The 13,293-nt window shown below is 35.2% G+C and carries 8 protein-coding genes; 6 read left to right on the top strand and 2 right to left on the bottom strand.

Features of this window, described 5'->3' with window-relative positions:
• On the bottom strand, positions 1 to 783 hold the full coding sequence (gene cdaA / locus Q0845_RS17295) for a diadenylate cyclase CdaA (RefSeq protein ID WP_298515889.1): 783 nt from the start codon (positions 781 to 783) through the stop codon (positions 1 to 3).
• Positions 784 to 987: 204 nt separating this feature from the next.
• Between cdaA and Q0845_RS17290 the strand changes: the two genes are divergently transcribed.
• Entirely contained in the window at positions 988 to 1,152 is a 165-nt protein-coding gene (locus tag Q0845_RS17290; protein ID WP_298515887.1) for a hypothetical protein, read from the top strand.
• A gap of 107 nt (positions 1,153 to 1,259) precedes the next feature.
• Here the strand turns inward: Q0845_RS17290 and folP are convergent, their stop codons facing one another.
• Positions 1,260 to 2,084 carry a dihydropteroate synthase gene (folP, locus tag Q0845_RS17285; protein WP_298515885.1) on the bottom strand — a complete coding sequence of 275 codons (825 nt, stop codon included), beginning with the start codon at positions 2,082 to 2,084 and terminating at the stop codon, positions 1,260 to 1,262.
• A 135-nt stretch (positions 2,085 to 2,219) separates the two neighbouring features.
• Here folP and Q0845_RS17280 point away from each other — a divergent pair, with 135 nt between their 5' ends.
• From Q0845_RS17280 to Q0845_RS17260, 5 genes are read left to right on the top strand one after another with little or no spacing between them, the layout of a single operon-like run.
• Positions 2,220 to 3,416 (top strand): BT_3928 family protein, encoded by a 1,197-nt coding sequence (locus Q0845_RS17280; protein ID WP_298515882.1) that lies wholly within the window; start codon positions 2,220 to 2,222, stop codon positions 3,414 to 3,416.
• A 9-nt stretch (positions 3,417 to 3,425) separates the two neighbouring features.
• Positions 3,426 to 4,502: an ABC transporter permease gene (locus Q0845_RS17275; RefSeq protein WP_298515879.1), complete on the top strand. Its 1,077-nt coding sequence runs from the start codon at positions 3,426 to 3,428 to the stop codon at positions 4,500 to 4,502.
• Between the two features lie 13 nt (positions 4,503 to 4,515).
• Positions 4,516 to 8,619 carry a T9SS type A sorting domain-containing protein gene (locus tag Q0845_RS17270; protein WP_298515877.1) on the top strand — a complete coding sequence of 1,368 codons (4,104 nt, stop codon included), beginning with the start codon at positions 4,516 to 4,518 and terminating at the stop codon, positions 8,617 to 8,619.
• A 5-nt stretch (positions 8,620 to 8,624) separates the two neighbouring features.
• A complete protein-coding gene (locus Q0845_RS17265; RefSeq protein ID WP_298515874.1) occupies positions 8,625 to 12,578 on the top strand; it encodes a thrombospondin type 3 repeat-containing protein in 3,954 nt (1,317 codons plus the stop codon).
• Between the two features lie 4 nt (positions 12,579 to 12,582).
• Positions 12,583 to 13,290, top strand: coding sequence for a hypothetical protein (locus tag Q0845_RS17260; protein ID WP_298515871.1), 708 nt, complete (start codon positions 12,583 to 12,585; stop codon positions 13,288 to 13,290).
• Positions 13,291 to 13,293: the final 3 nt, after the last annotated feature.

The raw sequence follows: 13,293 nt of genomic DNA, 5'->3' as shown, positions 1-13,293 counted from the left end.
CTAACTCAAATCATTCTGAATCATTTCTTGAAGCTTGTCAACATCTTGATACAAGACAAATTCTCCATCACGGATGTATGAAATTTGTCCAGTTTCTTCGGAAACAACCAATACCAAAGCATCTGTTTTTTCGGTAATTCCTACGGCAGCTCTATGTCGCAACCCAAAACGTTGTGGAATCATAGTTTCTTTAGAAACAGGTAAAATAACACGTGTTGCTGTCACACGATTTCCTTCAATAATAATAGCGCCATCGTGCAACGGACTATTCTTAAAGAAGATACTTTCTAGCGTAGGAACATTTACGTCCATTCCCATCTTATCACCAGAATTTTTTACGAAATCTAACGAGTTATTACGTTCTATAACAATAATAGCTCCTGTTTTTGTGGAAGACATTTTAGTGCATGCAGTAATAATAGCTTCTACATCAGTATCTGTATTAATCTCTTGTTTTAAGAATTTAAAATGTTTCACAAAACTACGTTTCGTAGCAAAGTTTGTAGAACCGACCATCAGTAGAAACTTTCGAATCTCTTGTTGAAAAACGATAAAGAGTGCAATAATTCCTCCTTGAATAAATCCACCAAAAATATTGCTTAACACTTTCATTTCTAGTGCTTCCGTAATCTTCCAAATCACAAAAATAATAACGATTCCGACAAAAATATTAATAGCAGCAGTTCCTTTGACAAGCTTATATACATAGTACAAAAGCACTGCAACGAGAATAATTTCGATGAAGTCTAACAGTCCAAAATTTAAAAAACTAAAAAAGTCCAATGTGAGTTTTTGCTATACTAGAAAGTAAAAATAACAAATATTATGCAATAGCAACGAAACTATAAAATAAAACGAATTATTTGTTTGAGTAATGGTGCAAATGCTATAAAATGTTAAAAACGAATCTATAAAACGAAAATACAACAGTTTTGGTGTAAAAATTCTTATCTTTAAATATCATTCAGTCAAAAAACATTTTACATTATGTTACACAAAATTTTAAAAATTGACGGAGTTTTAGCGCTAGACAAAGCGCAACAAGACAAAATTAACGGAGGTAAAAGACAATGTTACAGCAACGGGACTTGTTTCGATTGCGGACATTACTGCGCTGAAATTCAATGTTGTCTTTGTGATCCAGATCTTTAAAAACTAAGAAACACACTAAACAGCTGCCTAGAAGAAATTTTAGGCAGTTTTTTTATGGACAAAACCCAAAACCCAAAACCAAAGACCCAACACCAAAGACCTAACACCTAACCAAACATCCCTACCAACTTCACACATTCTACCGCTTCTTTCACGTCATGCACACGTAAAATAGAAGCGCCATTTTGCAAAGCAATCGTATGCAATACAGAAGTTCCGTTCAAAGCTTCTTGCGGCGAAATTTCCAGTACTTTATAAATCATAGACTTTCTAGAAACTCCTGCCAATACTGGACAATCTAACATTTCAAACAATCGCAATTCCTTTAAAATCGTATAATTATGCGCAATGGTTTTTCCAAAACCAAAACCAGGATCTACAATCAGGTCTTTAATCTTGTGTGAACGTGCCATCGCAACTTTTTCAGAAAGCTCGTGCAAAATATCTTTTACAACATGTTCATAACTAGGATTTTGCTGCATTGTTTTGGGAGTTCCTTGCATATGCATCATAATATAAGGCACGCCAAGTTTGCCAACGGTTTCCATCATTGCAGCATCTAAATTTCCTGCAGAAATATCATTCACTATAGCAGCGCCAATATTGATAGCAGCTTTGGCAACTTCGCTACGAAACGTATCAATAGAAAGAATGGTTTCAGGAAATTCTTTTAAAATCAATTCCAAGATAGGCAATAAACGTTGTTTTTCTGCTTCCAAAGAAACATGCGGCGCATTTGGTCGCGAACTATACGCACCAACATCAATAAACGCAGCGCCATCTGTCAACATTTTTTCTGCTTGTGCCAAAATAGAAGCGGCATCCTTATACATACCACCATCATAAAAAGAATCGGGAGTTACATTCAAAATCCCCATCACTTTCGGTGTTTCAAGCGATACTAATTTTCCATTACAGTTTATACTTTGCATACATAAATACCTTTAAAATGAACTTATGTCCTTTTCTTTTTATAAATTGGTAATTTTGGACGAAATTTACATAAAATCTTGCGCATCGCATAACAATTAGATGGTTTGCGTAAGAACTATCATAAAAAAATTACAATGGAAAATACAGGAGAAGCGCAAAATTCAAAATTTAAGCAAATTTGGCTACAAATTGTAAAATACAAAGTAGCTTTCTTCAATACAATATACGGAAAAGTACTCACGATACTTTCACAAGTTTTTGTGGGAGGATTGTTTATTTTTTCAGGCTTTATAAAACTCAATGATCCGGTTGGGTTTTCATTTAAATTGACAGATTACTTTGCAGAAGATGTATTAAATCTTGAGTTTCTTTCGCCATACGCCTTATGGATGGCTGTCTTTTTAGTCATTCTAGAAGTCATTTTGGGTGTGATGATATTACTGAGTTTGTTTAAAAAACCAGTATTATGGAGTTTATTAGGATTGATCGTTTTCTTTACCTTCTTAACGTTCTACTCGGCGTACTTCAAAAAAGTAACAGATTGTGGTTGTTTTGGTGATTTTTGGAAGTTGACTCCTTGGGAAAGTTTCTGGAAAGATATTATTCTGCTAGTAGCAATTTTAATTCTTTTCATGGGAATTAAGAATATCAAGCCAATTTTACCACAAAAAGTAAATATTGGAATCGCAGTCGTGAGTTTGTTGGCGTGTATTTTCTTTGGAAGACATGTATTAAATCATTTACCAGTATTCGATTTTAGAGCGTATAAAATAGGCACAAATATCATGGAGGGAATGACGTATCCGCCAAATGCTAAGAAAGATGTCGTAAAATATACATGGACATTTGATGTAAACGGTGAAGATGTCGAAGTGACTACACTAAGTGCCAATTATCCTGAAGTGGAAGGCGGAACCTACAAAAGTGTCACAAGTAAAGTTATAGAAGAAGGATACGAACCACCAATTCACGATTTCTCCATTGAAAGTTTGGATGACGGCGATGTAACCGAAATGATGATGGAAGAAGAAAAACTCATCATGGTTATTGTGTATAATTTAGACAAAGCTGATGAAGCAGGCTTCTTTAAGGTGAAATCATTTACAGATAAAGCGATTGATGCAGGTTATAAAGTCATTGGTTTATCGGCTGCAGATCCTGATGCTTTAAAAGATTTATCTGCGATTATGGAATTCAATTTTGATTTCTACTTAGCAGATGAAACAGCTTTAAAAACGACTGTGAGATCAAATCCTGGAGTTATGAAAGTTGAAAAAGGAACCATCACTGGAAAAGCACATTACAACGATTTTGATACTATCAAACTGTAAATACAATTCTTGGGAAGATACATATTACATAAAATTGGCTATGCATTTCTAACACTTTTCGGAGTGGTTACAGTGATTTTTTTCTTGTTCAATATTTTACCGGGCGATCCTGCAAAAATGATGCTTGGACAAAATCAAACTGAAGAACAAGTTGCTGTGGTGAAGAAAAAATATGGTTTTGACAAACCTATATTGACGCAATATGCATATTACCTCAACGATTTATTGCCGATATCTTTTCATTCTACACAAGAAGATGATTATACGTATTTGTCGGATAAAAAATACAGTGCTGCGAAACTATTTACTGTTGGGAATACAACGATGGCATTAAAACTTCCGTATCTGCGGGAATCCTTTCAAAAATCGGGAAAAAGTGTCGCACAAGTCATCAAAGAAACCTTGCCCAACACCATTGTGTTGGCAGTAGCAGCTATCAGTATTGCCATGTTGCTCGGAATCATATTCGGAATCATTTCCGCTTTGTACAAAGACACTTTCTTAGACAAAATGATTCAAATCATAAGTACTTTAGGAATGAGTGTGCCTTCTTTCTTTAGCGCCATATTATTTGCGTGGATATTTGGATTTCTATTGCATGAATTTACAGGATTAAACATGACAGGAAGTTTGTATGAGGTAGATGATTTTGGAGAATCTATCAGTATTCGTTGGAAAAACCTCATCTTACCAGCCATTGTTTTAGGAATACGTCCGTTGGCCGTTGTCATTCAACTCATGCGAAATTCATTATTAGAAGTCTTCAACCAAGATTACATTCGAACGGCACGCGCCAAAGGTTTGAGCGAATTTAAAATCATACGAAAACATGCTGTGAAAAATGCTTTAAATCCAGTAATTACAGCAATCTCAGGTTGGTTTGCTTCCATGTTGGCAGGAGCCGTTTTTGTAGAATACATCTTTGGTTGGAACGGACTCGGAAAAGAAATTGTTGATGCTTTAAACAGTCAAGACTTGCCAATTATCATGGGCTCTGTATTAATAATCGCTTCCATGTTTGTAATTATCAATATTTTAGTAGATATTGTATACAGTTACCTCGATCCCAAGATACGTTTAAAATAAAACAACCATTCCAATGAAAAAAATCACACTATTTATAGTGCTATTTCTTGGTGTCTATAATTTGCATGCACAATGTCCAACAGGAGATGTGTCTTTAAATGGTCAAGCACAAGTAAACGGCTTTGCCGGTACATTTGGTGGATGTACAGACTTACCAGGGAATTTGATCATTAGAGGGAACGTAACTGATTTGAGCCCATTGAGCTTTATTACTTCGATACAGGGAGGCTTAAGTTTTCAAGATACGCATATAATAGAAGAAATTTCAGGTTTTGACAATTTGGTAACTATAGGAGGCAGCCTATATTTTTCAAATTTGTTTTACGATGATAATACAACAGGATTTTACGATAATCATCTTGAGTTAATAAGCGGATTCAATAGTTTAACAAGTATTGGGGGAAATCTTGAAATACAACAGACAGCAACTATTGCGGTTGATGCATTTCACAATTTAGAAACGATAGGAGGAACTTTTAGAGTGATAGAAACTAGGTTTAATAGTTTTTTAGGACTTACATCACTTGAACGCATCGATGGAGATATTAATTTTAGATGTACAACCATCACAGAAGAAGAAGTAAATGAATTTAATGATTTTACTTCACTAATATCCATAGGAGGCGATTTGTATATCCAAGGAACTATTCATTGTGGGTTAAAGAGTGTGAGATTAGATTTTTTATCCAATCTTACTTCCATTGAAGGCGATTTATCAGTCAATTTAGCTAGCTTACCAAGTGGATTAACTTCAATAGAAAATGTTGAAGGCGATCTACTTTTGTATGGAGTTCGGTCGTTTACGACACTTCCAAATATTACAACTATAGGCGGAGATATCAAGGCTTCAGGTCTTGTTGAAGATACTGGAAATTACTTCATATACGCAAATACAGACATATCTTTAAATTTTCCGAATCTTCAGAGTTTAGGCGGAAGTTTGATAATTTCAAATGGTTATGAAACGGAACAAGATGTAAGTGAAATTAACTTTGATAATTTGACATATTTGGGAGGAGATATTGACATATCAGGAGGTTATACTTATTATCCGTATGATCCCCCGTCAAGTCCAGATGAATTGATCGAAATAAATGAAGGGACGCAAATAGGGCAAATTTCTATGAATTCCTTGACACAGATGAATGGTTCTATTATAGTTGATTATTTGCCAAGAACAATGTCTACCTATTCTTTTTCTATGAATTCATTACAAACCATAGGAGGCAATCTAAAAATGAACCGAAGCCCTAACGTCTTAGAATTTCAAAATCTATACGAAATTAGCGGAAACTTTGACTTGTCCAATGCTTCAGACGGACCAGGTAGTTTTGAAAATTTTGTTCCAATATTACATACCGTTGGCGGAGATGTTGAGATAGCATACGCTTTTCAAAGCTTAGAAGGTTTAGAGTCGATTCAAAATATTGGAGGACAATTGATTATTGGATCTGGTCCTCAAAATTGTGCAGCAATTTGTGAATACATAGCCAATAATACCAATTTCAATTTAGACAATGCTTCTGTATTGTGTGTTGATTCAGCTGCAACTTGTTTTGCATTCGAAATAGAAGGAGTTATATCATTCGATTCAGGATTTAATGGATGTACAGCCGATAATTTTCCATACGGAAATGTAGAAGTTGTTGCTTTTGACGGTACCAACAATTATTCAACTTTTACCAATGCTAATGGAGAATACTATATGGTTGTGCCAGAAGGATCTTATACTGTTTCTGCAAATATTCAAAGTGCAATAGATATAAGTCCGATATCTCAAGACATAACTCTTACAGAAACAAACAACACAGAAATTGTAGATTTTTGTGCCTCATACAACACAATAATAGACGATATCTCCATAACAATAATTCCAGAAAATGATGCAATGCCAGGCTTTGAAGCGCGGTATAATGTAGTTGTAGAAAATCAGGGAACAACATTACAAAGTGGTACAGTTGAACTCTTATTTAATGAGACAAATCTAGATTTTACTTCAGCTACAATTACGCCTATTACACAAACAACGAGTTCACTTACGTGGGATTATGCCAATTTAATTCCAGGTGAGACAAGGTCTATTAGAGTCTTTTTTGATGTATTACCACCACCAATAACTGATATTGGAAATGTATTAATCTTTACCGCAAATGCACCTTTGACAGGAGATGTAAACCCTATTGATAATCAAAGTCGTCTTTTCCAAACGGTAATCGGTTCTTTTGATCCCAATGACAAAACAGTACTAGAAGGAGAACATTTGTTGATTGAAGATATTGACGACTATTTACACTATGTTATTCGTTTCCAAAATGAAGGAACGGCACCAGCAGTGAATATTCGTATTGTTGATTTTATGAGTGATTTGATCGATTGGGATACCTTTGAACCTGTAGATGCTAGTCACGATTATGCTGTAGCCTTAGTAACGGGAGAAAATCAAGAATTGGAATTCTTCTTTAATGATATTTTTCTGCCAGATAGCACAACTGACGAACCGAATAGCCATGGATATATAGCATTCAGAGTGAAACCCAAAAACACCGTACAAATTGGAGACATTATTGATAACAGAGCCGCAATCTATTTTGATTTTAATTTGCCAATCATAACAAACAAAACGGAAACACGCATAGTAGAAGATACGGATGATGATGGAATCTATAATTATCAAGATAATTGTCCAGACACTCCAAACGATGATCAGGCCGATCAAGATGATGACGGAATGGGTGATGCTTGCGATGATGATATGGATGGAGATGGAATATTAAATGCTGACGATAATTGTCCACTTATCGCAAGTGACAATCAAAATGACAATGATAATGATGGATTAGGAGATATTTGCGATTATGATGATGACAATGATACAATTTTAGATGTAGACGATAACTGTCCGTTTATAGTAAATACTGATCAAAATGACAATGACCAAGATGGTTTAGGAGATGCTTGTGATGACGATGATGATAATGATGGAATTTTAGATATTGATGATAATTGTCCGCTTATTGCTGGCGACAATCAAAATGATAATGATGATGACGGTTTTGGGGATATTTGCGATGACGACGATGATAATGATACTATTTTAGATGTAGATGATAACTGTCCTTTCGCTGCAAATGCAGATCAAAACGATAATGACAATGACGGAATAGGCGATCTTTGTGATGATGATACGGATGGCGACGGAATTCTAAATGCAGATGATAATTGTCCTTTCATAGCGAACCCGAATCAAGAAGATTTTGACGAAGATGGTGAAGGCGATTTATGCGATGATGACGATGATGGTGATGGAATCTTAGATGTAGATGATGATTGTCCATATTACAGTGGCACTTCCGTAGATGGTTGTCCGTTTACACTTCCTGTAGACAATTATTTAATACAAACCGAAAGCGAAACCTGTGCAAGTTTAGATAATGCAAAAATTGACATCAAAGCAATCGCAAATCACAACTATGAGGCAGACTTAAAACGCAACGGAATACCTATAAATCTGCCAGTAAACACTTTTACAGAAGATTTACTCATTGAAAACCTTGACGCAGGAACCTATGAACTTTGTTTTAGCATTTCAGCCGAAAACTATGAGCAATGTTTCACGGTAATCATCGGCGATCCAGCGGAATTGAATGCGAACTCAGCATTATCTAGAAGTAACGAATACACAATAGACTTAATAGGAGCAACGAACTACAGCATTTTCATCAATGGAGAAGAACACACAATCATCGCTCCAGATGAAAACACAACAGTAACGTTCACAAAACAACTAACAAAACCTGTAAATACGGTTGAGGTTCATACAGAAAAAGCGTGTCAAGGAAAGTTCACAGAAATGGTAAAAACCATTGAAAATATAGATTTCACAATGATACCAAACCCAACAACTGGCGATATCTTTATCACGTCAATTATTGGAGATAAGGCAACAAACGGAACACTGAATATTTACGATGTATCAGGAAGAGTCATTTCTACGGAAGTGGTACAATTCCCGATACAAAACAAACATATAAAAACAAACAACTTAACAGCAGGTGTTTATTTTATCACATTAAAAACCGAGAATTATAATAATACCAAAAAGCTAATCAAACAATAAAAAAGATGATGAAAAAAATAGTATTGCTATTTATTATTACATTGACATATACCAACCTCTTACGAGCCCAATGTCCAACAACGGATGTCATGCTTAGTACACAATCTGAAGTAGATAACTTTGTGGCAACCTATGCTACAATCTGCACTGATATTCCAGTGAGTATTACAGTATCAAGTAGTAGTGTTACAGATATTAGTGGCTTGGGATTCATTACTTCTGTTGATGGATCATTTGAAATTTTGAACACTAACCATAGTGCTACTATTGATTTTAACAACTTAGTTTCTGTAAGTGGAGACCTAAAGTTTGAATACAATCATGCCGTAGAAATTATTTCAGGGTTTAATAGTCTAACAACTATAGGCGGTACATTATCCTTTCGAACGAATGAAGATTTAGAAGAAATCACAGGTTTTAATAGTTTAGTAACTGTTGGAGGATCTGTAACATTTAGTCATTTTTTTGATTCTGATGTATCTCCAATCGTTCCAAGTATGAATTTGATAAATGGCTTCAACAATGTTGAAACTATTGGAGGAAGTCTTTTCTTAGGGCTTTCCAGAAGAATAACTTTTAATGCTTTTAACAACCTAGAAACTATAGGAGGAGGTTTAGGATTCAGTAGAACGTATTTTCATGATTTCACAGGACTAACACTTTTGGAAAGAATAGAAGGTGGTATTGGCTTTTCTTGTGTCAATTGGGATGATGATGATGTGAATGCAATTAATAATTTTACTTCATTAGAATCTATAGGAGGTAGTATTGGTTTGACAGGAATTTTTGATGAATGCACTACGAGTGTGGGACTAAATTTTTTAAACAATCTTAGAACAATTGAAGGAGATATCACTTTAGATTATGCAGGAATACGTTATGGATTAGCAGGACTTCAAGTTGTTGGAGGAGATTTAGATTTTAATGGCGGAAGAGCTTTTCCTAGTAGTTTACCTCAACTTCAAACTATTAATGGAGACATTACTTTTGGAATAGATGCGCAATCTTTCATAGGAACAAGTGCTTCTTTAAATTTTCCAAATCTAGAAACTTTAGGTGGAGGAATTACAATAGGAGAAAATTCTGGAGTAGGAGCAATTAATTTAAATAGTTTATCATTTATAGGAGGAGATATGATTTTTTCTGGATATGACGTATATGTAGGTACTATTAATATAAACACACTCACACATATGGATGGGTCTATTTTATTTCAAAATATTTTAGACTTATCATCTCCAATTTCTATGAATTCATTACAAACTATAGGTGGTAGCCTCTCTTTTATAGGAGCATGGGGAAATACAGGAAATATAAGCTTTCAGAGTTTATATGCAATCAATCAAGATTACAGAATTAGAATTACTGAACAATTTACAACTATAAATATGGCTCCAATATTGCATACTGTTGGAGGCAATGTTACTGTGGAAGAAAACTGGCAATTGGGAAGCTTAGATGGTTTAGAAAGCCTGCAAAACATTGGGGGAAATCTAATAATTCAAAATAATTTTGGTTTAACCGACTGTTCCGCAATTTGTGAATATGTTTCCAATAACACAAATTATACTGTTGATAATAATACCTTAGAATGTATTACTTCTCAAACTTGCACGAGTAATACAATTGAAGGAACCATTTTGCAAGATTTTGATCTAGATGGTTGCTCTGCTGCAGATTTTCCTTTAGAAAATATTTCTGTTGTTGCCTATGATGGAATAAACTATTTTACCACATTTACCAATGAAAATGGTGAATATTCTATAACAGTTCCCGAAGGTTTGTATTCAGTATATCCAAATTCAGAGAGTACAATTGATATGACACCTGAATCTCAAAATGTAACTTTTACGGGAAGTGACAATACAGAAGTAATTGATTTTTGTGCTACGTTCAATGCATTAATAGATGATATATCGTTAACTATCGCACCTGTCTATATTGCTGTGCCAGGTTTTGAAGCACGATACAGCATTGTAGTAGAAAATCAAGGAACAACTATTCAAAACGGAACCATCAATTTTACGTTTAGTGATGCAAAACTAGATTTTACTTCAGCAACCATTACACCAACAACACAAGCAACTAACTTACTAACGTGGGATTATACAAATTTAATTCCAGGTGAAACCAGAAGTATCATAGCCTATTTTGATGTATTGCCACCACCAACAAACAATATTGGAGATATTCTAACCTTTTCAGGAAATGCGCCATTAGCATCAGATGCGAATCCAAATGACAATCAAGACAATATATTTCAAGTCGTACTTTCATCTTTTGATCCAAATGATAAAACAGTTTTGGAAGGCGAACATGTACTGATTGAAGATGTAGATGAATATTTACACTATGTCATTCGCTTTCAAAATGAAGGAACATCGCCAGCAGTAAATATTCGTATTGTAGATTTTATGAGCAATTTGATTGATTGGGAAACCTTTGAACCTGTTGATGCGAGTCATGACTATTCAGTTGCTTTAGTAACGGGAGAAGATCCAGAATTAGAATTTTTCTTCAATGATATCAACTTGCCAGATAGTACAAACGATGAACCCAACAGTCACGGATATATTGCGTTTAGAGTCAAACCAAAAAGTACTGTGCAAGTTGGAGATATTATAGATAATAGAGCGGGAATTTATTTTGATTTCAATGCGCCAATCATCACCAACAAAACAGAAACACGTATTGTGGAAGATACTGATAGCGATGGAATTTATAACTATCAAGATAATTGTCCAGATACACCAAATGCCGATCAAGCCGATCAAGATAATGACGGAATGGGCGATGTTTGTGATGATGATACGGATGGCGACGGAATTCTAAATGCAGATGATAATTGTCCGCTTATTGCTGGCGACAATCAAAATGATAATGATGATGACGGTTTTGGAGATATTTGCGATGACGACGATGATAATGACACTATTTTAGATGTAGATGATAACTGTCCTTTCGCTGCAAATGCAGATCAAAATGATAATGACAATGATGGAATGGGAGATGCTTGTGATGAAGACGATGATGATGATGGAGTTCTAGATGTAGACGATAATTGTCCTTTCACAGCGAACCCAAATCAAGAAGATTTTGACGGAGATGGCGAAGGCGATTTATGCGATGATGACGATGATGGTGATGGAATCTTAGATGTTGATGATGATTGTCCGTATTATAGTGGCACTTCCGTAGATGGTTGTCCGTTTACACTTCCTGTAGACAACTATTTAATACAAACCGAAAGCGAAACCTGCGCAAGTTTAGACAATGCTAAAATTGACATCAAAGCAATCGCAAATCACAATTACGAAGCAGACTTAAAACGCAACGGAATACCTATAAATCTGCCAGTAAGTACCTTCACAGAAGATTTACTTATTGAAAACCTTGACGCAGGAACCTATGAGCTTTGTTTTAGCATTTCAGCCGAAAACTATGAGCAATGTTTCACGGTAATCATAGGCGATCCAGCGGAATTGAATGCGAATTCAGCATTATCAAGAAGTAACGAATACACAATAGACTTAATAGGAGCAACGAACTACAGTATCTTCATCAATGGAGAAGAGCACACAATCATCGCTCCAGATGAAAATACAACAGTAACATTTACGAAACAGTTAACGAAGCCAGTAAATACGGTTGAGGTTCATACAGAAAAAGCGTGTCAAGGAAAGTTCACAGAAATGGTAAAAACAATCTCGGACGCAAACTTTATCATGCTACCAAATCCAAGTAGTGATGCTGTATACCTAAGTTTACTAAATACAGGCGATGTCACAAATGCGAGTGTGAGCATATATGATATATCAGGAAGATTGATCATGACAAAAACGATCAAAACCCCTGTGAACAGTCAAAAAATAGACATAAAAGAATTAAAAACAGGTGTGTACTTTGTACAATTAGCAACCAGCGAAAATACATTCACACAAAAACTAATAAAGAAATAAATAGATGAAAAATTTTTTAGGACTTTTCGCAATAATAGTCATGGTAAGTTGTAGTTCTGGAGATTCTGATCCAGCGCCAGCGCCAGAAAACAATACGCCTACAGCGAGTAGCTATATAGAACCCAATAACAATGCTGTATGTACAGGTGAAGAAATCTCTGAAACTGAAATTAGAGTTGATTTTCAGTGGAATGCGTTTCAAGATGTAGAAGATAACAATCTAGAATATACATTCTCCATCAGAAATTTAACGACGAACGCAATTGTTGCTACGGAAAATTTAACAGGAACTTCTACCAGTATTACTTTAGATAAAGGAACTTCCTATTCTTGGAATATTACCGCAACCGATAGTGAAGATGCTTCTGTAACTGGCGTAACATGGCAGTTTCAAACACCTTTCAATACGATATCAAACTATTTGCCATTTCCAGCAACACTCACAAGTCCAGACAATGGAGCAACAGTGACCACAACGGATGTCGTACTCACTTGGGAAGGAAACGATCCAGATGATGGAGAAACCGAACTCTTAGAATATGCAGTCTATATTGATACTGTAAATCCGCCAGTAACGCAAGTGGCAATGATGTTAACCGCCGAAACGCACACAGAAACCTTAACAACAGGAATATATTATTGGAAAATTGAATCAAAAGATCCTAGCGGGAACATTTCCAATTCAGAAGTACGACAATTCATTATAGAATAAATA

This window comes from uncultured Kordia sp. (assembly GCF_947489565.1).
Lineage (GTDB): Bacteria > Bacteroidota > Bacteroidia > Flavobacteriales > Flavobacteriaceae > Kordia.
This window is presented reverse-complemented; position numbering and strand designations above follow the sequence as displayed.

What these genes read in the sequence shown, in the direction of transcription:
- Q0845_RS17260 (WP_298515871.1), top strand. Translation starts at nt 12,583, where the DNA reads ATGAAAAATTTTTTAGGACTTTTCGCAATAATAGTCATGGTAAGTTGT.
- Q0845_RS17280 (WP_298515882.1), top strand. Translation starts at nt 2,220, where the DNA reads ATGGAAAATACAGGAGAAGCGCAAAATTCAAAATTTAAGCAAATTTGG.
- folP (WP_298515885.1), bottom strand. Translation starts at nt 2,084, where the DNA reads ATGCAAAGTATAAACTGTAATGGAAAATTAGTATCGCTTGAAACACCG.
- Q0845_RS17270 (WP_298515877.1), top strand. Translation starts at nt 4,516, where the DNA reads ATGAAAAAAATCACACTATTTATAGTGCTATTTCTTGGTGTCTATAAT.
- Q0845_RS17265 (WP_298515874.1), top strand. Translation starts at nt 8,625, where the DNA reads ATGATGAAAAAAATAGTATTGCTATTTATTATTACATTGACATATACC.
- Q0845_RS17290 (WP_298515887.1), top strand. Translation starts at nt 988, where the DNA reads ATGTTACACAAAATTTTAAAAATTGACGGAGTTTTAGCGCTAGACAAA.